19 protein-coding genes are annotated in these 18,451 nt (G+C 49.8%); 3 read left to right on the top strand and 16 right to left on the bottom strand.

Annotated elements, in window-relative coordinates:
• Positions 1–251: 251 nt before the first annotated feature.
• The gene (locus tag ACFQ1C_RS08755) at positions 252–1,151 is read right to left on the bottom strand and encodes a LysR family transcriptional regulator (protein ID WP_379558223.1); all 900 of its coding nucleotides are present in this window, start codon (positions 1,149–1,151) and stop codon (positions 252–254) included.
• 550 nt (positions 1,152–1,701) lie between these two features.
• Here ACFQ1C_RS08755 and ACFQ1C_RS08750 point away from each other — a divergent pair.
• Positions 1,702–2,880, top strand: coding sequence for an MFS transporter (locus tag ACFQ1C_RS08750; RefSeq protein ID WP_379558222.1), 1,179 nt, complete (start codon positions 1,702–1,704; stop codon positions 2,878–2,880).
• 154 nt (positions 2,881–3,034) lie between these two features.
• Here the strand turns inward: ACFQ1C_RS08750 and ACFQ1C_RS08745 are convergent, their stop codons facing one another.
• On the bottom strand, positions 3,035–3,589 hold the full coding sequence (locus ACFQ1C_RS08745; RefSeq protein ID WP_379558221.1) for a VOC family protein: 555 nt from the start codon (positions 3,587–3,589) through the stop codon (positions 3,035–3,037).
• Positions 3,583–4,347 (bottom strand): DNA repair ATPase, encoded by a 765-nt coding sequence (locus ACFQ1C_RS08740; RefSeq protein WP_379558220.1) that lies wholly within the window; start codon positions 4,345–4,347, stop codon positions 3,583–3,585. The genes ACFQ1C_RS08745 and ACFQ1C_RS08740 overlap by 7 nt, the downstream gene beginning before the upstream one ends.
• A gap of 210 nt (positions 4,348–4,557) precedes the next feature.
• Here ACFQ1C_RS08740 and cysB point away from each other — a divergent pair, with 210 nt between their 5' ends.
• Positions 4,558–5,532 (top strand): HTH-type transcriptional regulator CysB, encoded by a 975-nt coding sequence (cysB, locus tag ACFQ1C_RS08735; protein WP_379558219.1) that lies wholly within the window; start codon positions 4,558–4,560, stop codon positions 5,530–5,532.
• Positions 5,533–5,812: 280 nt separating this feature from the next.
• Here the strand turns inward: cysB and gloA are convergent, their stop codons facing one another.
• Positions 5,813–6,220 (bottom strand): lactoylglutathione lyase, encoded by a 408-nt coding sequence (gene gloA, locus ACFQ1C_RS08730; protein WP_379558218.1) that lies wholly within the window; start codon positions 6,218–6,220, stop codon positions 5,813–5,815.
• Positions 6,221–6,490: 270 nt separating this feature from the next.
• On the opposite strand from gloA, the gene ACFQ1C_RS08725 reads away from it, so the two are divergent.
• The gene (locus tag ACFQ1C_RS08725) at positions 6,491–6,697 is read left to right on the top strand and encodes a CsbD family protein (protein ID WP_379558217.1); all 207 of its coding nucleotides are present in this window, start codon (positions 6,491–6,493) and stop codon (positions 6,695–6,697) included.
• A 417-nt stretch (positions 6,698–7,114) separates the two neighbouring features.
• Here the strand turns inward: ACFQ1C_RS08725 and nth are convergent, their stop codons facing one another.
• From nth to ACFQ1C_RS08665, 12 genes are all read right to left on the bottom strand, one after another.
• Positions 7,115–7,750 carry an endonuclease III gene (nth, locus tag ACFQ1C_RS08720; protein WP_379558216.1) on the bottom strand — a complete coding sequence of 212 codons (636 nt, stop codon included), beginning with the start codon at positions 7,748–7,750 and terminating at the stop codon, positions 7,115–7,117.
• Positions 7,747–8,442 (bottom strand): electron transport complex subunit E, encoded by a 696-nt coding sequence (locus tag ACFQ1C_RS08715; protein ID WP_379558215.1) that lies wholly within the window; start codon positions 8,440–8,442, stop codon positions 7,747–7,749. Before ACFQ1C_RS08715 ends, nth begins: the two co-directional genes overlap by 4 nt.
• A complete protein-coding gene (rsxG, locus tag ACFQ1C_RS08710) occupies positions 8,439–9,071 on the bottom strand; it encodes an electron transport complex subunit RsxG (protein ID WP_379558214.1) in 633 nt (210 codons plus the stop codon). The genes ACFQ1C_RS08715 and rsxG overlap by 4 nt, the downstream gene beginning before the upstream one ends.
• Positions 9,071–10,120: an electron transport complex subunit RsxD gene (gene rsxD / locus ACFQ1C_RS08705; protein WP_379558213.1), complete on the bottom strand. Its 1,050-nt coding sequence runs from the start codon at positions 10,118–10,120 to the stop codon at positions 9,071–9,073. The genes rsxG and rsxD overlap by 1 nt, the downstream gene beginning before the upstream one ends.
• A complete protein-coding gene (gene rsxC, locus ACFQ1C_RS08700; protein ID WP_379558212.1) occupies positions 10,120–12,657 on the bottom strand; it encodes an electron transport complex subunit RsxC in 2,538 nt (845 codons plus the stop codon). The genes rsxD and rsxC overlap by 1 nt, the downstream gene beginning before the upstream one ends.
• A 2-nt stretch (positions 12,658–12,659) precedes the next feature.
• Complete coding sequence (gene rsxB, locus ACFQ1C_RS08695) at positions 12,660–13,214, bottom strand: electron transport complex subunit RsxB (protein WP_379558211.1); 555 nt, start codon at positions 13,212–13,214, stop codon at positions 12,660–12,662.
• Positions 13,214–13,795 carry an electron transport complex subunit RsxA gene (gene rsxA / locus ACFQ1C_RS08690; RefSeq protein ID WP_379558406.1) on the bottom strand — a complete coding sequence of 194 codons (582 nt, stop codon included), beginning with the start codon at positions 13,793–13,795 and terminating at the stop codon, positions 13,214–13,216. The genes rsxB and rsxA overlap by 1 nt, the downstream gene beginning before the upstream one ends.
• A 91-nt stretch (positions 13,796–13,886) precedes the next feature.
• Positions 13,887–14,618, bottom strand: coding sequence for a sulfite exporter TauE/SafE family protein (locus tag ACFQ1C_RS08685; protein WP_379558210.1), 732 nt, complete (start codon positions 14,616–14,618; stop codon positions 13,887–13,889).
• 573 nt (positions 14,619–15,191) lie between these two features.
• Positions 15,192–15,461, bottom strand: coding sequence for a nucleotidyltransferase domain-containing protein (locus ACFQ1C_RS08680; RefSeq protein ID WP_379558209.1), 270 nt, complete (start codon positions 15,459–15,461; stop codon positions 15,192–15,194).
• 177 nt (positions 15,462–15,638) lie between these two features.
• The gene (gene pfkA / locus ACFQ1C_RS08675) at positions 15,639–16,601 is read right to left on the bottom strand and encodes a 6-phosphofructokinase (protein WP_379558208.1); all 963 of its coding nucleotides are present in this window, start codon (positions 16,599–16,601) and stop codon (positions 15,639–15,641) included.
• Between the two features lie 123 nt (positions 16,602–16,724).
• Complete coding sequence (tpiA, locus tag ACFQ1C_RS08670; protein ID WP_379558207.1) at positions 16,725–17,486, bottom strand: triose-phosphate isomerase; 762 nt, start codon at positions 17,484–17,486, stop codon at positions 16,725–16,727.
• Positions 17,487–17,612: 126 nt separating this feature from the next.
• Positions 17,613–18,425 (bottom strand): ElyC/SanA/YdcF family protein, encoded by an 813-nt coding sequence (locus ACFQ1C_RS08665; protein ID WP_379558206.1) that lies wholly within the window; start codon positions 18,423–18,425, stop codon positions 17,613–17,615.
• Positions 18,426–18,451 lie beyond the last annotated feature (26 nt).

Below are 18,451 nucleotides of genomic sequence, written 5' to 3'. Positions count from 1 at the left end.
TAAATTGTCAGCTGTCAGCGATGAGAGAAAGACGAGCCCGTGTGTCGCTGTATGCTTTAAGTCGTACGCTGTACGAAAAATATGGCCCGGCGTTTATCTTTAACTTACGGCGTACAGCGTAACGGCGGTAAGGCCTTACAATAGATATGCTCTTGCCTTGTAGCTCTTCGTCCGGGGGTTCCGTGCTTTTCGTAACAAACAAGCGTGACAGAAAGAGCTCTTGGATTTATCTTTAACTGATAGCGTACGGCTTAAAGCGTACAGCTCCCCGAAGGGGTTAGCGCTGACCGCTGCATAAACTCAACAAAGGCTTGTTCGGCGCGCGATAGTGGGCGGTTGTTGGGCCACGCGAGACACAAATCTAAAAAGTAGGGTTCGGCAAATGACACGGCAAATAAATCGGGATCGTCTTTTATTGCCATGCGCAAGAAAGTAGTAATCGCAAAGCCTTGGCGGACTACCGCTTTTAATAATGGAATTAAATTGCTCTCAAAACCAATGCGTGGCTCTAAGCCACTTTTTTTGGCCATGGCGTCTATATATTCACGGTGAAAAAATCCGTGGCGAAATAACGCCAGCTCTTCGGCTAAAAATGCTTCCATGGTGATAAATGGCAGTGTGCGAGCAGGGTGATCTTCATTGACTACCGCCACCATCTCTTCGCGCAATAATGGCAAACCAGTAAGCTCGGGGGGTAAAGAGGCAGTAAGTACTATCCCTAATCCCAATTGCCCCTGACATAATCTAGCCAATACATCTTGAGTACCCGCCTCTTCTACTCGAATAGACAGCCCAGGGTATTGATGTTTAAAGGCCATAAGCAGCGGCGGAAAGTAAAAGGATCCCAACATGCTGGGAATGCCGATGCACACCTCACCACTGCTGAGGTTTTGCAATGCGGCCATGTCTTGTTCGGCTAAGGTGAGTGCATTAATAATTTGCCGAGCATGTTGATATAAGCGCTCACCTTCGGTAGTCAGGTGTAATCGGCCTTGGCGGCGATCAAACAAGGCTACACCAAGCTGTTGCTCTAGCTTTTTTAGGGTCATGCTTACGGCAGGTTGCGCCAAGTGCAACTGCTTAGCGGCACGGGTAATATTGCCCTCGCGAGCCACTGCCGCAAACTGGCGTAGCCATTTCACATCAAGCATATTTTATCCTTATAAGAGCCAGGGGCAGACGTAAATAAGACTCAAACCCAAACCTTTTTTGCAACGGAAGAACACGGAACCCACGGAAAAATAGTAATAAGATCTGAAAAGAAAATTTTATTGGGTAAGACCTAAACCCAATAACGGCGCCAAGGTTAAATAGAGCGCGCTCTTTGAGGCGAACACTTGTTCTCGTATTACAACCCAGGCGCCACTGTTTAAAACATCAAACCGTGCCGAACCCCGTAGATTAAGAGAGGCACACTACAAGACACCATTTCTGAGAGCCCAGAGTTGCTTCTGTTTTAGCTCTTAGCATCAAAATCTCTTTCAGATCTGGTCACAATATTTCCGTGTTGTTCTGTGGTTTTTGTTGCGAGAGAGCCCTTGGTCTTTAACACTATGTTCCCCTATCTAGCTTGGGTACTTGGCGCCGGGCGCTAAGTTTTCCCGAACATAACAATTTATTATTATTTTCATCATTTTTATATATTTTATTTATACGTCAACCCACGTTAAGGTCAAGGCTGTGATCGAGGAGCAATCATTCATGATCGACCTAAAAACCCCCTTATGGTGGCGTGCAACATTAGCATTAGGCTTAGGCTCTATGCTGGTATTTATTAATTTGTACATCGCTCAGCCTCTGTTGCCTTTGCTGGCGCAGGACTTTGACGTGTCTGCTTTATCTGCCAGCTGGGTGTTGTCTATTTCAACATTAGGGCTCGCCATCGGCTTGTTATTTTGGGCGCGCGTAGCGGACCAATTAGGGCGAAAACCCGTCATGATGGGCTGTTTGCTGGCAGCTTTGCTGTTGGGGTTACTTATCTCGCAGTTAACTGACTTTAGTGGGGTGCTGATTGCTCGCGGGTTACAAGGATTCTTTTTAGCCGGATTACCCGCGACTGCGGTGGCCTACATGGGAGAGGAGTTTACTCCCAAAGCGTTAGTCACCAGCATAGGTATTTATATTGCAGCTAATTCACTGGGCGGCATCGCTGGGCGAGTATTCGGCGGCTTGTTGGCCGAATGGGGAGGCGGCTGGCAAACCAGCTTTATGGTGTTAGCGGCTGCTAGCCTGTTAGTGTGGTTGCCGTTATTGAAATGGCTGCCGGCATCGAAAAATTTTGTGCCGACGAATAAAGGGCAGGGGGGCGCTGCGTTATTAAGCCATGTTAAAAACCCACTGCTGTGGCCCATTTATCTGGTGGGCGGGCTTAACTTTATGGTGTTTTTAAATCAATACACTTACGTGGCGTTTTATTTATCGGCTCCGCCCATTCACATGGCGCCTGCGGCCTTGGGGTTATTGTTTTTAACCTATTTGACCGGGACCTTTGCCTCGGGCATCAGCGGCTGGCTGATCAATCGCTTTGGTTTATGTCAGACCTTATTAGCGGCTATTACTATGATGGCTATCGGTAATTTAGGCCTATTCAGTGGTAAGTTATCGGTTATTTTGCTGGCGCTATTCGTCGACAGCTTTGCTTTCTTTTTGTCCCATGCCTGTGCCAGCAGCTGGGTAGGGCGCAGCGTACAACACCACCGTGCCTTGGCGTCGTCACTGTATTTGGTATTTTATTATTTGGGAGCAAGCCTCGGCGGCCTATATTTATTCCCATTTTGGGAATCCGCAGGCTTACCCGGAGTGGCAGTAGGCATGTGGCTGGTATTGTTAGTTACTGCGGGGTTAAGTTTGCATCTCAAGCGAAGAGCCCTTGTAGCCTGACGCTTTGCTTTGTCACTTACGCCGTCATTGCGAGCGTAGCGACGCAATCCACTCTACAGGGCCGTGCAATACCAAAACATGGATTGCCGCGTCGTTGCACTCCTCGCAATGACGAAGGTGTTGTCTTTACGAGAGCAGAGCTTCCGCTTTAAACTTAAAGTGTTATTTGAAAGTAATCTTCAGGTACGGGTATAACTTGATTGTGGGCAATTTCTAGCGCTATGGTGTCGGCTAGGCTGAGGCAGTGAAACTTAATTTGATAAGGCGCTACGCTTAAGGTTACCTCGGGGGCGTGACCCTGTAGGCCCTTGGTGTTAAACGGGATCCAAGGATAGTCGCTAAGCAGTTGTTGTAGATTTGGTACTACTATTTCGCCGTGTTCTAGCCCGTGGGTATGTTGCTTGCCCGCTTTTGGGGCCGCCAGTTCAAGGCTCGGAATCGCGCCGAAGGGGCTGGCCAGCGGTTGAAATAGCTTAAAGGTAATAATGGGCCTATGACCGATCATGCCTTCCACTAAGACTTCGCCATATTGGGCCAGCTCGGCTCGTAGGGTGAGGTATTCTGCATTATCTAAGGCGCGATAACACACATGATCCATCGTACCTATGCTGGGTGATAAGCCGTGATCCAGTACACCTTGTTCTAGCTCATGCAAAAAATGAGGAAGATGGCTCAGTATATTTTCTAACGCAGGAGTAGGCGCTACCATTTTCGTTTTGGCTCAAATAGTAGATCGAGTTCAGATTTTTCTTGTTCTTCTTCTCGGGCTTGTTGCGCTTGCTGTTCTTTTTTCTGGGTGGTGGTGAGTTCACCTAAGCGTTGTTGTAAATTGCTTTCTATGCTTTTAAGTTGTTCGTCTTTATCAGGTATTTGTTCCAGTACGGTTAGGCCTTTTTTAAGCATTTGGCGAGCCATGCCGGCATCTTTATTGGTTAATGCTGTGCGAGCCCGTTTTGCAAGATTAGCCAAGTTAATTTTTAGGCGTATTAACTCTAGCCGACGGTCTTCTTGTACAAAAACTTGGTTACCTACGTTGCCTTTATTGTGCTCAATACGCAGCACCGTACGTAATCGCTTTATTATTTGCAGTAGCTGAATGGCTTGTTGATCCGAGTCGGGAGACTTTAAACCGGCTTGTTCCATTTGGTAGTTATCTTTTACGTGCTGTATTTGTTGCTCAATATTTATGCGCCGAGCTTTTACTTGTTCATTATTAGGGTCTTGTTGCTGCATGGTTTGCAAGCTGTACAAAATACGATTGTACAAAGCGATCACTAACTCTTTGCTAAAGGGTAGCTGACTGGCGTTTAGCAAAAGCTCGTCTGTTTCGTTAATAATATTTTTATGCTTGAGCAGTAGGACTCGTTTCTCTGCTTCTTTTTTTTGCCAGTACTGTTGCAAAATATTGTAAATGATGACCAAAAAAAGCAGGGCGCCTATGGCTACGAGGATCAGGGTCAACGTCATATATCGGCGGCTCGGTTATGGTAAGAGATAAAAATAAATGGTACCCCAGTCCTGAGGTTTTGGCTAATGCCCATCTCTCAATTGCTAACGAATTGTTGATTTTATAATTACTTGCTATATAACTTATAGTTATTAAGAGCTCGTTTAAGGATATGTTTACCTTATCTGATAAGCTTAGCCATATCGCCGCTATCAAAATGTGAGATCCCAATGAAACTGCAGCAGTTACGTTACATAGTTGAAGTTGCCAATCATAACTTAAATGTGTCTGCCACGGCCGAGAGCCTTTATACCTCGCAGCCGGGCATTAGTAAGCAAGTACGCATGTTAGAGGATGAGTTGGGAGTCCAAGTGTTTGAGCGAAGCGGCAAGCACTTAACGCGGGTAACCCCTGCAGGTAAAGACATTATTCGCATCTCTAGCGAAATTTTGGGTAAGGTCGAAAGTATTAAGGCGGTGGCCAGCCAGCACACGCACCCTGATCAGGGTTCGTTGAACATTTCTACTACTCACACTCAGGCGCGTTATGCATTGCCCGACATAATAAAGGGCTTTATTCATCGCTATCCTAAGGTGTCGTTACACATGCATCAAGGTACGCCGGTACAAATTAGTGAGTCGGTGGCTAAGGGCGCATCAGATTTTGCCATCGCAACCGAGGCCATGCATTTATATCAAGATTTGATTATGTTGCCGTGTTACCACTGGAACCGTTGCATTTTGGTACCTAAAGATCATCCGTTAGCCGATATTGAAAAGCCTGAGATTGCCGATATTGCGCGTTACTCGCTAGTGACCTATGTGTTTGGTTTTACGGGGCGCTCCGAGTTAGACATTGCTTTTAATAAGGCGGGTTTCGAGCCCAAGGTGGTATTTACGGCCACCGATGCCGATGTTATTAAAACCTATGTGCGGGCAGGTATCGGTATTGGTGTGCTAGCCAGCATGGCGATAGACCCCATACAAGATACCGACTTAGTAGCCATTGATGCCAGTCATTTATTTGCATCTAGCACCACTAAAATAGGCTTTCGTAAGGGAACGTTTTTGCGCAGCTATATGTATGACTTTATGGAACGCTTCGCCCCGCATCTCACGCGAGAGCGAGTAGACAAGGCCATTTCGTTAAAAACGGCAGAAGAGCGTGATCAGCTGTTTGAAGATGTCACTTTGCCATTGCGTTAAGTTAGACCCTTTTGGGAGCTATAAGCCGTCAGCTTTAAGCGTTCAGCTAAGATCAAAGACTAAGACTTTTTTGCCACGGAATCCACGGAACAATAGTGATTAGATCAGAAAGAGATTATTTATGGTAAGGGCCAAGCACTGGGTCATCAGAAATCGAGCTCTTACCAAGAATAAAATATTGTCGCTTGTGACCTTTCCGTGGATTCCGTGGCAGAAATAGCTCTTAGTTCCGGCTTGATCAGTATCTGATCGCTGACAGCTGACCGCTTCCAGCTGTGTTTTAGTCGCCCAGCCCTTTACCTGCGTCATCTTTGGCGATTAGTTCAATTTTGTAACCGTCTGGATCTTCAACGAAGGCTATAACGGTACTGCCGCCTTTTACCGGGCCAGGCTCACGAATGACTTTGCCGCCGGCGTCACGAATTTGCTCGCACATGGCGTAAATATCGTCTGCTTCAATGGCAATATGACCATAGGCGGTGCCTTGATCGTAATTGTCGGTGTCCCAGTTATAAGTAAGCTCTAATACGGCTTCGTCTTCTTCTTTGCCATAACCTACAAATGCCAGCGTATATTTATACTCGGCATTTTCGCTGGTGCGCAGCAGCTTCATACCCATTACATCGGTATAAAAAGCGATCGATTTATCCAAGTGACCTACGCGCAGCATGGTGTGTAGAATTCGCATAATGTTATCTTCCTAAGTGTGTCTATAGAGCATGGCGTAACTGCTTTATAGGTTGTTTTTAATGGTGATATTGTATCAGATAAAACCGTACTGAACTGCTGCGACGCTATCAGTCTGACTGGCACTTATGGCGGTGGCTGTGTGGTAATAAGCGAGCTATGCTTTTTAAGCCATCAACGCAAAGGGCTTTATTTCGTTACTGCTATTTATGACGAATAAACTTAAGTTGGCATATTACTATTTATTAAACAGTAGTCTACGGAGGACAATATGAATTGGGATATCGTGGAAGGTAACTGGAAGCAATTTAAAGGTAAGGTGCAAAACCAATGGGGCAAGTTGACTGATGATCAACTTGACGAAGTTAGCGGCAAAAGGCAGGAGTTAGCGGGTAAAATCCAAGAGGCTTATGGCGTGAGTAAAGACGAAGCCGAACAACAAATTAAAGACTTTGAAGACCGCAATAAAGACTTATAACCTAAGCCCTTCGGGCTGCGATACGCTTTAAGCCGTACGCTACAAAAACACCCCCGCAGCTGCAAAGCACGGGGGTGTTTTTGTTGGCGTTGCGAAGCTGGATGGTTTGAAGATTTACGCCTGCGGCATAATGCGAGAGCAAGCGTTCGCCTACAAGTGCTAAAGCCAAGAACGAGATACCGGGCCTAACCCGGTAAGACGGCATAAGGAGCGATGCTTAAACGAGTCTGAATATTCAGTCTCTGTTTCGCCTGTCACTTTTGCATGAGTCTAGTCTCAGCCCTTACCATCAAGATCTCTTTCAGATCTTATCCTTATTTTTCCGTGGGTTCCGTGTCCTTCCGTTGTAAAAAGGTGTTAGTCACTGTCACTTAATATATTAACGGACAGCTTATGACGTAAAGCGTACGGCTTCACCTAAATCTCGGTTTTGTCTTTGAATTCACACAAATCTTCGATGATGCAGGAGCCACAGCGGGGCTTGCGGGCGATGCAGGTGTAGCGCCCATGTAGAATAAACCAATGATGCACGTCTAACTTAAATTCGCTAGGCACCCATTTTAATAGCCGTTGTTCTACTTCATCTACAGTTTTGCCTTTGGCAAACGCGGTGCGGTTGGCAACCCTAAAAATATGGGTGTCTACGGCGATGGTGGGCCAGCCAAAGGCGGTGTTGAGCACCACGTTGGCAGTTTTACGACCCACGCCGGGCAAAGCTTCTAGGGCGGCACGGTTTTCGGGTACTTCGCTATTATGTAGCTCAACGAGCATGGTGCAGGTTTTAATGACGTTTTCGGCTTTGGTATTAAATAAGCCGATGGTTTTAATATGCTCTTTTACGCCGTCGACCCCTAATGCCAGCATGGTGGCGGGGGTTGGGCCATCGGTAAACAAGCCGATAGTGGCTTTGTTAACGCTAACGTCGGTGGCCTGCGCTGATAATAATACCGCAATCAGCAATTCAAATGGATTACGAAAGTTTAGCTCGGTAGTGGGGTGCGGATTTTCTGCGCGCAAGCGCTCTAAAATTTCTCGGCGTTTTTGCGTATTCATAATGAGGTAACTCGAGCACGGGTGACTTCAACTTTTGGCGCGGGTGCTTTAAGTGCGGCTAAGCGGCTGTCTAGCCAGTTTTTAGCCGCTATCATTAGCCCTAAACCAATAAAGGCACCTGGGGGGAGAATGGCCAATAAAAAGCCGTTATCGAGGTGTAATACATCGATGCGTAGGCTGCTGGCCCAATCGCCGAGTAACAGCTCGGCACCATCAAACAAGGTGCCTTGGCCTAATAATTCTCGCAGGCCGCCCAGCACTAATAACACGGCGGTAAAGCCTAACCCCATCATTAAACCGTCTAGTGCGGCTAACGGCGCGGTGTTTTTAGAAGCAAAGGCTTCGGCTCGGCCGATGATCACGCAGTTGGTAACGATAAGTGGAATAAATATGCCTAGCGATTGGTACAGGCCATAGGTGTAGGCGTTCATCAGTAACTGCACGCAGGTGACTAGACTGGCAATAATCATCACATAAATGGGAATGCGCACCTCGTTGGGTACCCATTGGCGTACCAGTGAGACACACACATTGGAGCCCACTAATACCAGTAAGGTAGCCACACCTAGCCCCATGGCATTGGTGACGGTACTGGTGACGGCCAGCACCGGACACAGCCCTAAAATTTGTACCAAGGCGGGGTTGTTACTCCACAAGCCTTGGCGAATAATGTCTTTATATTGCTCGATCATAGTGATTCTCCACAAGCGGGGGCTTGAGTGAGTAAGTGCGGTTGTTGGCCAACCAGCAGCAACACCTTACGCACCGCTTTTACTACGGCTCTGGGAGTAATGGTAGCACCAGTAAAGGCGTCAAATTGCCCACCGTCGTTGCGCACTGCCCAGCGAGTATCGTCTTCACCGGTGAGATTTTTGCCATTAAAACTCAGCATCCACGAAGATTTTTTAAGCTCAATTTTGTCGCCTAAACCGGGCGTTTCATTGTGATTAAGCACGCGCACACCGCTTAGTATCCCTTGAGTATCAACGCCCACCATTAGCTTAATCTCGCCACTGTAACCGTCGGGTGCAATCGCTTCAATGGCATAGCCTTGGGCCTGGCCATTTTTAACGGCGGTAAACACGGGTAACGGCTCGCTGCTGCCTAAAAATTGCTTATTGGTGAGCATCACGCAGTGATCAAACAAAGGCTCGTCGTGGCTGCTGCCGGGCAAGAGTTCATCCAGCACTCGCAGCAGTTGTGCCTGCTCTTGCTCAATAATGGTTTGACGAGTTAACTGGTGAGTGAGTGCCACGAATGCAGTGCAGGCTAAGGCAAATATTGCCAACACGAGCGCATTTTTGCGCATCATTTCTAGCATTAGCGTGCCGCTCCGTAAGTGGTGGGTTTGGTGAGCGCATCAATCATGGGCACCGTCATATTGGCCAGTAATACCGCAAAGGCAATGGCGTCTGGGTAGCCACCAAAGGTGCGGATCAGGTAAATGAGCAACCCAATAAGCGCGCCGTAAATAAGGCGACCTTTAAAGGTGGTGGACGCAGATACCGGGTCGGTGGCAATAAAGAAGGCCCCCAACATGGTCGCGCCGGATAATAAGTGCAAGATGGGGCCTATGGTGCCATCGGGGGTAACTAAAAAGCCGATAAAGCTAAACAGTAACAGACTGGCGAGAATGGCCAGCGGAATGGGCCAGCTGATCAGTTTAAGGCGCAACATTACCAAACCGCCGGCTAAATAAGCCAAGTTAACCCATTGCCAGCCAATGCCGGCTAAGTCTGAAAAAATAGGACTGTTGATAATTTCACTATAAGTGTGACCTTGGGTGAAGCCGGTTTTTAAGGTGTCGAGCGGGGTGGCCATGGTGGAGCCATCGGCAAGTTCTCGCAGCTGATGTGGGCTGAAACCGTCTAAGGTAAAGCCGGTGAAAATAGCCGAGACACTGTCGGCAAAGGTGACCGGATACAGCTGTAGTTCAAGGGGCGGTAGCCAGCTGGTCATGTGCAACGGAAATGACACCAGCAATAACACATAGGCCACCATGGCGGGATTAAACAGGTTTTGCCCTATGCCACCATAGAGCTGTTTGGCAACAATAACGGCAAAAGCGGTGCCAATGACGACCAGCCACCAAGGTGCCAATGCCGGTAAGGCAATACCGATAAGAATGGCGGTTAGTAAGGCCGAGTTATCTTTAAGTTGGCTTAAGCGACGGCCTCTCAGTTTTAATACCAACGCTTCGGCGCCATAGGCGGTGAGTACAGCCAAGGCAATTTGAATCAGGCTGCCCGCACCAAAAAACCACCACTGGGTGGCAATGCCGGGGATCAGGCAATAGCAGACGCGCCGCATTAGCGTGGGAGTGTCTAGCGGTACGGTGCTGTGAGGTGAACTGCTGATGGTTAACGCCATTATGACTCGTCGCCCTTGTCTGATAAAGAGTTTGCTGGTGTATCTAAGGTAGCTGCAGCTTGCTGTGCCTTACGCGCCTTGGCTTTGGCTACTGCCGCCTTAATGGCCGCTTTTTTAACGGCGGCTGCATCGTCGGTAGCGTCATTGGTTGCTGCTGCACTATTTTCGAGTTTCGGTGTGCTTGCAGATGACGGTGGAGCATCTGCTTGAGCTGCCGTTTGTTCACCTGCAGCTTGCTCGCTTTCTGCTTGCTGCGCGGCCTTGCGTGCTTTGGCGCGAGCTACGGCGGCTTTAATAGCCGCTTTTTTATCGTCGCCAGCGGTGCTTACCGTAGGTTCGGTTACAGGCGCAGCAGGTGCTGATACGTTAGGCGTTTCGCTGCTTTGCGCTTGCTGCGCGGCCTTGCGTGCTTTGGCGCGAGCTACGGCGGCTTTAATGGCCGCTTTTTTATCGTCGTCGGCGGTGCTTGCCGCAGGCTCGGTTGCAGACGCAGCGGGTGCTGATGCGTTAGACGTGTCGCTACTCTCTGCTTGTTGCGCGGCCTTACGCGCTTTGGCGCGAGCCACGGCGGCTTTTATTGCCGCTTTTTTATCGTCGCCGGCGGTGCTTGCCACAGGCTCGGTTGCAGGCGCAGCAGGTGCTGATGCGTTAGACGTGTCGCTACTCTCTGCTTGTTGCGCGGCCTTACGCGCTTTGGCGCGAGCCACGGCGGCTTTAATGGCGGCTTTTTTATCGTCGCCGGCGGTGCTTGTCGTAGGCTCGGTTGCAGACGCAGCGGGTGCTGATACGTCAGGCGTTTCGCTGCTCTCTGCTTGCTGCGCGGCCTTGCGCGCTTTGGCGCGAGCGATGGCGGCGGCCACGGCGGTTTGTTTATCTGTGCCGGCGGTGGTGCTTGCAACGGGGGCGTTATCGTCTTGGGCTGCTCGCTTTAATTCACGGTTACGCCGCGCTTCTTCTTTGCGTGCAGCGCGGGCAGCTGCCATGTCGTCGGGTGCCGCGGTTTGCTGGCGGGCTTTAACGCGGGCCAAGGCGGCGGCAACGGGATCTTCACCGGTGGCGGACTTTTGTTCGGCCATGCGTGCTTTACGCTCGGCGGCGGCTTTGGCTTGTCTGGCTTGACGCTCGGCTTTTTCGCGGGCCAGTCGCTCTTGGCGTGCTTCAAAGCGCACCTTAGCGCGGTCGGCCTGCACGGCTTCGTGTTCGGCGTGGCGAATATCGGCCTTGGCCACTCGATAATATTGCACTAACGGAATATTACTGGGGCAGACATACGCACAGGCACCGCACTCTATGCAGTCAAATAAGTTATGGCTGTTGAGCTTGTCGTGTTCTTCGCTGCGCGCATACCAGTATAATTGCTGTGGTAATAAACTGGCGGGGCAAGCGTCGGCACATTGACTGCAGCGAATGCAGGCCATTTCTTCGGGTGGCGGTGGCAGTTCTGCATATTTGGGAGCCAGAATACAGTTGCTGCCCTTAATAATGGGCGCGGCGGCCGTGTGCAGGGTAAAGCCCATCATGGGGCCACCCATGATCACCCGCTGTTCCAGCTCGGCTTTAAGGCCGTAACGCTGCAATAAGTAACGTACCGGAGTACCAATGTGCACCCACGCATTACCTGGCTCGCTAAAGGCTTCACCGGCTAAGGTAACCACGCGGCGGATCAGCGGTTCGTCATCAATAATGGCGTTTTTAATGGCAAAGGCGGTGCCGACGTTTTGCACCACTATACCCAAATTGGCAGGCAGCCCCTTGCGTGGCACTTGTAAGCCGGTAAGTACTTCAATTAATTGTTTCTCACCGCCCGACGGATACTTGGTGGGCACGGCAACAATCACGATGTTGTCGTCTTGATTGGCCGCTTTTAGGGCCGCAATCGCTTCGGGCTTGTTGTCTTCTATGGCCAAAATGGTGGTGCTGGGTTGCACGATATGACGCAATATTTGTATGCCCTGCAAAATGTCTTGCGGGTGCTCGCGCATCAGGCGGTCGTCGGCACTAATATAGGGCTCGCATTCAACGCCATTAATAATCAGTGTTTTAATGGCGTTTTTACGGGGCGTGAGTTTGACGTGCGCCGGAAAACCCGCACCACCTAAGCCAGTAATGCCCGCTTGATGAATGCGATTGAGTAATACATCACTGTCCAGCAACCGGTAATCGGCCACCGGAAATCGGGGGCGCCACTCATCTTGGCCATCAGGAAGAAGTACAATGCACAGCCCATCCAGACCAGAAGGATGACATACAGGACGGTCTTCAATGGCGCTGATAGTGCCCGAGGTCGGGGCATGCACTGGCATCATCATCGGATTAAGCGGCTCGGTCAGCAGTTGGCCTTTTAATACGCGCTCGCCCACCGTTACTTTAAGCTGAGCGGATTGGCCGATGTGCTGGCGCACTTGCAGTATCAGTTCTTTAGGTAATCCGGCTTCGCTAATCGGCGTTAGATTGGCAGGAGATTTGCGTTGCGACGGATGAATGCCGCCATGAAACTGATGCAGTTTGCCTGCTTTAAGGTTCTCTAACAGCGACATTATTAATCTACCTGTTTAATGGCGATGGACGTGAGTTGCCATTTCCAGTTATCGGGGGTGACCGTAATGGGGATCATCTCGATGCAATCGGTAGGACAGGGATCAACACACAAGTCGCAGCCCGTACATTCATCTGCAATCACGGTGTGCAAGGCTTTGGTGGCCCCCACTATGGCGTCTACGGGGCAGGCTACAATGCACTTGGTGCAACCAATACACATATCTTCGTGAATAAAGGCGACGCGTTTCTCTGGCACAGCGGCGGCCTCGCCCAAGGTCTGGGGCTCTACGCCCATTAAGTCGGCAATTTTGATCATGGTGGCTTCGCCGCCCGGCACGCATTTATTTATGTCGTCCCCGTTGGCCACGGCTTCGGCGTAGGGCCGACACCCCGGATACCCACATTGGCCACATTGTGTTTGTGGTAACAGCTCATCTAGCTGTTCAACAATGGGATCGGATTCCACCTGAAACTTAACTGCAGCAAAGCCCAAAATTAAGCCAAAAATAAGCGCCAGTAGCGCTAATACGGCAATGGCGATTAAAATATTGTTCATTACAACTTCACCAGTCCGGTAAAGCCCATAAAGGCCAAAGACATTAAGCCGGCGGTGATCATGGCCAAGGCCGCACCTTTAAAGGGGGCTGGCACATCGGCACCGGCTAAGCGTTCGCGCATGGCGGCAAATAACACTAATACCAGTGAAAACCCAAGTGCGGCCCCAAAGCCATATACCAAGCTTTGCATAAAATTATGTTGTTCGTTGATATTCAGCAATGCCACGCCTAATACGGCGCAGTTAGTGGTGATTAGCGGCAAGAAAATGCCCAGCAAACGATACAGTGTAGGACTGGTTTTGTGCACCACCATTTCGGTGAACTGCACCACCACCGCGATCACTAAAATAAACGACAAGGTGCGTAAATAGGTCAAATCTAGAGGCAGCAAAATGTACTGGTTCACTAGATATGAACAAGCGGCCGCAAGGGTCAGTACAAAGGTAGTGGCTAAACCCATACCGATGGCGGTTTCAAGCTTACCAGACACGCCCATGAAGGGGCAAAGCCCTAAAAATTTGACTAGTACGAAGTTGTTGACCAGTACGGTGCCGACAAACAACAGCAAGTATTCAGACATGATCACTCGGCAATATAAAATGACAGCCGCCATTATCGGACTTTACGCTACATTTAACAATGCCGTATATATTGTGGATATAGGTCGATGTTCAATAAAAAGTGTTAATTAACATGCCAATAACGGCAACAGTACAAAGTAGCAAAGAACCATAGTGCGTTATGGGTTTAGAGACTAGGTGTAAAGTACGAGCGGCGACCCAGTTGCCGAGCAGGGCGGCGGGTATCATTGGCAGGGCTAACTTGAGGTGTTCCAGCGAAAGAACCCCCCCCAGAGCAAGGGCCACGACCGACATCATGGTGGACACCACAAAGAAGCCGGCCAAATTGGCGCGAATGCGGTGTATGTCTGCCCCGTGCATCACGAGCACCATGGGTGGTCCGCCGATGGTAGTGCTGGTCCCCATTACCCCAGACAAAAATCCGCCCAGCGCCATATTGGTGCGGGTCATCGGCAGGGCGATGTCCTTTAGCCGCACCAGCACTCCGAGCATGATGGTGATGGCAATAAGTAAGGCTAACGATTGTTGAGAGACCATTGCCAGCAACAGTACCCCAATAGCGCTGCCGGGAATACGGGCCAGCAGCGCTGGGGCAAGTAGATTTAGCTCTAGTCCTTTACGAAAGCGCCAGCCGTTCATCATGCACATGACCAGCAGCACGACCATCAATGGGCCGGGCACTAGAGCGGGTTCCAGATAAAACAAGATGGGGGCGGCAATAATGGCCATGCCAAAACCGATGGCGGTTTGTACATAGGCGCCGATAAAGCAGGCTAGGGCGGCCAGTAGCAGCACCATGAAGTTCAGATCAAGATTATCCATCAGACCATGGCCTTAAAAATACAAAATGGCAGTCATTATGGCTAATCACGGGGGAAGGGGGAAGCCAAGCGTTGCTTGGTCTTATTGATATCTCGAGCTGGACCTATCTGAAGTCATGGTTGCGGTCGCTTTACTCTAAAAACGAAGAGCGAAGGAGGAGGTGTAAACACGGCACCCTTCACGATATTTACTCAGATTTTGATTGCTGCTGTTCAGCCTGAGCTTCGGCCTCTGCTGCTGCTCGTTCTTCTTCTTCCTGTCGGGTATGTTCACCACCGCAACCGCCACAACATCCACTCATCGTATTTCTCCTTACTGATGTACATTTGGTATTGAACGCGAATGCAGTATAGGAGCTAATCACACAAGGAAACGTGATCCAGAACAATAACTTGTATTTTAAATGCTGTTTATGGCGGTTGAGCTAAAAAACTATACAAGAGTAAAGAGTGAGGAGGAAAATATAAACTCAGAACCATTTTTGCCACGGAATCCACGGAAGTAGGACAAGGGCGTAAGAAATTTTTATTGTAGGGGGCTTAGCCAAGAGATATTCACTGGATACTCGTTCCATTACCCAACAAAGATACACGACAGCAAGCTGCCCCATACGGGCTCGGGAAATGCCGTCCTTGGCATTTTACGGTCGTGGGAGGCGAGCGCCAGTTCTTCTGGCCTTAACCTACGAGAAAGGGCATCAGGTAGCCAGTGAGTAAAGACGACAGCCAAATCATAATCACTGTCGGCATGATGATCGCCTCTTGCTCGAGAACCATAAAGCCACAGTGCTGCAATATTTGACCGTTTATTAGCGAGTTCAATGATTTTTGTTAGTAGCGGCATCTAAACTTCATCATATAAAGATAACACGATCGCTAAGAGTAAAGCTGTCAGCTATAAGCCTAAAGATAAACCCTTCTGCTCCGCAGAACCAACAGCTGAAGCGTTGGACTACAAAGGCCGGTATTTATCTTTAACGTAAGGCGTACTGCGTAAAACGTACAGCTCACCGAAGGTGCTTTAGAACAAGGTATTCGACAATTGGTACATTTCTTCGTTGAAGGGGCGTTTTAAGTGTTTGATGCAGTCGATAATATCGTGGTGCACTATGTTGGTGCTTTGTAGCCCCATGCAACGGCCGCCGTAGCCTTCGAGTAATAACTCTACGGCGCGTGCGCCCATGCGGCTAGCCATAATACGGTCTTGAGCAGTAGGGGTACCGCCGCGTTGAATATGACCTAAGGTGGTGGCGCGAGTGTCGCGACCGGTGGCGGCCTGAATATCGTAGGCTAAGCGGTTAACGTCACACATGTTTTCACAAATGGCGATAATGGCGTGTTTTTTACCTTTGGCGACCCCTTCATGAATTTGCTGAATCAGCTCGTCCTGATCGAACGCCACTTCCGGCACAATCACGTATTCGGCACCACCGGCCACGGCGGCAGAGGAGGTAAGATCGCCACAATGGCGGCCCATTATTTCGACTACCGAAATACGATTGTGTGAGCTGCAGGTATCACGTAGTCGGTCGATGGCCTCTACGGCCACGTTCAGTGCGGTGTCAAACCCGATGGTAAAGTCGGTGCCGGCAATGTCGTTATCGATAGTACCGGGAATACCTATACACGGAAAACCCATCTCGGTGAGACTCATAGCTCCCATGTAAGAGCCATCACCGCCAATGACGACGAGCGCGTCAATGGCGTGTTTTTTCAGGTTTTCGACTGCCTGCAGACGAACGGCTTCGTCTTTAAACTCCGGGAAGCGCGCCGAGCCTAAAAAAGTACCGCCACGAGTGATTACATCGGATACCGAGTGACGATCTAGCGGCACAATGTCATCTTGATGCAGGCCTTTGTAGCCACTGCGAATACCAAATACTTCAAGATTATAGTGCAGGCCAGCTCGAACAACGGCTCGAATGGCGGCGTTCATACCCGGTGCATCGCCACCACTAGTCAGTACTCCAATGCGTTTAATCATTTATGCTTCTCTAGTTTAAATAAAACACGGCTGGAAGCCTTACGCTGTACGCCGTAAGTCAAAATACTTCAGTCTTTGCTTACAGCGTACGGCTTAAGGCACATCGCTCCCCGAAGGGACGTTTTAACCCGCGCTAATGATGGCGGCGAATTCGTCTGCTTGCAGGGCGGCACCGCCCACTAATGCACCGTCGATGTCGGCCATGGCAAATAGGCCGGCGGCACTGGCGCCTTTTACCGAACCGCCGTACAAAATTTGCACCTTGGCCGCCACTGTGGCATCTAGGCTTGCTAAAAAGGTACGAATAGCGGCATGTACGTTTTGGGCAATCTCGGGAGTGGCAGTTTTGCCGGTACCAATGGCCCACACGGGCTCATAGGCGATTACAGCCTTGGCAAAAGACTCAATGCCACAATGGGAGATGACTTCTTGCAGCTGACGCTCTACCACGGCTTGTGTTTCATTGGCTTCAAACTGCGCTAGGGTTTCACCAATACACAGCACCGGCGTTAAGCCGGCATTTTGTACGGTAGCAAATTTAGCCGCCACCATGGCATTGCTTTCTCCGTGCAGGGTGCGGCGCTCGCTGTGGCCAACTAGCACATATTGCACGCCAAATTCGGTATACATAACGGCGGAGTTTTCGCCGGTAAAGGCACCTTCGTTATGTATATCAACATCTTGTGCGCCCAGCGCAATGGGGCTGTCAGTTAATAGTGCCTGAGCCTGACCCAAAAATAACACAGGCGGACATACGGCAACCGCCACGGCGGGGTGTTGTGTTGCTGCGGTTTGCAAAGCATTAATCAGCTTGGCCACCATGGCCTTGCTGCCATTAAGCTTCCAGTTACCCATCACTAACGTTTGGCGAGTGCTCTGTGTCATTTTTTAATCCCTGTACAATAAATGGAAGCATTATAAAGGCAGGACTCTAGCAAGACCAGAGCCCTTCGGGCAGCTGTTAGCCGTAAGCTATAAGCTGTAAGTTAAAGATAACCTCATTTTTGTCATCTATTTTGTTGCAAAAAAATCATGAGCCTTTGTTTCTATCTTTATCTGACGGCTTATAGCTGTACTTAAGAGACCGAGATATTCGTGCCAGGCTATCTCGCTGCGGACTAAGTAATGAGCTTTGGGCAAATAGCTGTATAGCGGCAGTTGGGCGTGGCTTTCTTTAGCATGATGGCCCACGGGGGCGGCTTCAGGCGTGGCATTTTGATGATGAAACAAGGCCATGGCGCGGGGCATGTGGCTGGCCGAAGTGACTAATAATGCATGACGGTTCTCAATCAGCGGCGCTATGGCCATGGCTTCCTCAGCCGTGTCTTTGGGCAAGGACAGGGCAACAATACGTGACTCTGCTATGCCTAAGGCTTGCGCCACATCGGCATATAACTCGGCACTAGAGCGGCCTTCGCCCCCCGCATAACCGCTCACTATAAGTCGAGCATTAGGGTAGGCATGGGCCAACCGCACCCCTTCGGTAATGCGTATTAAAGCGGCTTGTCCCAGCTGGCTTAACAGCGGCAAGGAGGAGTCTGCGACTTGGGCTGCTCCCAGCACGATAATATCTTGCGGCAGGTTCGAGCTTGGCTGAGCGAGTTCAGTCGGCGGCAAATGCGGCGGGTAGCGTGATTCCAGTGGGGCAATAAGCGCATTGGCCACGGGCCGCGTTGACAGCAAGCACAAGGTAAACAAAGACAGTAGCAGCAAACTTGTTCCACTGCGTTTATGCCGCCTCTGCAGTAGCCATAAGCCCAACAAAGCGATGATGAGCAACAAAGGCAGCGGTAATAATAGGCTACCGAGCCATTTTTTCGCCAAAAAAACTGATCCCACGCACACACTCA

Origin of the sequence: Oceanisphaera ostreae (genome assembly GCF_042676125.1) — a bacterium.
In the GTDB taxonomy this organism is placed as follows: domain Bacteria; phylum Pseudomonadota; class Gammaproteobacteria; order Enterobacterales; family Aeromonadaceae; genus Oceanimonas; species Oceanimonas ostreae.
This window is presented reverse-complemented; position numbering and strand designations above follow the sequence as displayed.

Excerpts from the sequence above, each read along its gene's own strand:
- rsxD (WP_379558213.1), bottom strand. The coding sequence starts at position 10,120 with ATGGCGTTAACCATCAGCAGTTCACCTCACAGCACCGTACCGCTAGAC.
- rsxB (WP_379558211.1), bottom strand. The coding sequence starts at position 13,214 with ATGAACAATATTTTAATCGCCATTGCCGTATTAGCGCTACTGGCGCTT.
- ACFQ1C_RS08725 (WP_379558217.1), top strand. The coding sequence starts at position 6,491 with ATGAATTGGGATATCGTGGAAGGTAACTGGAAGCAATTTAAAGGTAAG.
- tpiA (WP_379558207.1), bottom strand. The coding sequence starts at position 17,486 with ATGACACAGAGCACTCGCCAAACGTTAGTGATGGGTAACTGGAAGCTT.
- rsxC (WP_379558212.1), bottom strand. The coding sequence starts at position 12,657 with ATGTCGCTGTTAGAGAACCTTAAAGCAGGCAAACTGCATCAGTTTCAT.
- gloA (WP_379558218.1), bottom strand. The coding sequence starts at position 6,220 with ATGCGAATTCTACACACCATGCTGCGCGTAGGTCACTTGGATAAATCG.
- rsxG (WP_379558214.1), bottom strand. The coding sequence starts at position 9,071 with ATGCTAGAAATGATGCGCAAAAATGCGCTCGTGTTGGCAATATTTGCC.
- rsxA (WP_379558406.1), bottom strand. The coding sequence starts at position 13,795 with ATGTCTGAATACTTGCTGTTGTTTGTCGGCACCGTACTGGTCAACAAC.
- ACFQ1C_RS08715 (WP_379558215.1), bottom strand. The coding sequence starts at position 8,442 with ATGATCGAGCAATATAAAGACATTATTCGCCAAGGCTTGTGGAGTAAC.
- cysB (WP_379558219.1), top strand. The coding sequence starts at position 4,558 with ATGAAACTGCAGCAGTTACGTTACATAGTTGAAGTTGCCAATCATAAC.
- ACFQ1C_RS08680 (WP_379558209.1), bottom strand. The coding sequence starts at position 15,461 with ATGCCGCTACTAACAAAAATCATTGAACTCGCTAATAAACGGTCAAAT.
- ACFQ1C_RS08745 (WP_379558221.1), bottom strand. The coding sequence starts at position 3,589 with ATGGTAGCGCCTACTCCTGCGTTAGAAAATATACTGAGCCATCTTCCT.
- ACFQ1C_RS08740 (WP_379558220.1), bottom strand. The coding sequence starts at position 4,347 with ATGACGTTGACCCTGATCCTCGTAGCCATAGGCGCCCTGCTTTTTTTG.
- ACFQ1C_RS08750 (WP_379558222.1), top strand. The coding sequence starts at position 1,702 with ATGATCGACCTAAAAACCCCCTTATGGTGGCGTGCAACATTAGCATTA.
- ACFQ1C_RS08755 (WP_379558223.1), bottom strand. The coding sequence starts at position 1,151 with ATGCTTGATGTGAAATGGCTACGCCAGTTTGCGGCAGTGGCTCGCGAG.
- ACFQ1C_RS08685 (WP_379558210.1), bottom strand. The coding sequence starts at position 14,618 with ATGGATAATCTTGATCTGAACTTCATGGTGCTGCTACTGGCCGCCCTA.
- pfkA (WP_379558208.1), bottom strand. The coding sequence starts at position 16,601 with ATGATTAAACGCATTGGAGTACTGACTAGTGGTGGCGATGCACCGGGT.
- nth (WP_379558216.1), bottom strand. The coding sequence starts at position 7,750 with ATGAATACGCAAAAACGCCGAGAAATTTTAGAGCGCTTGCGCGCAGAA.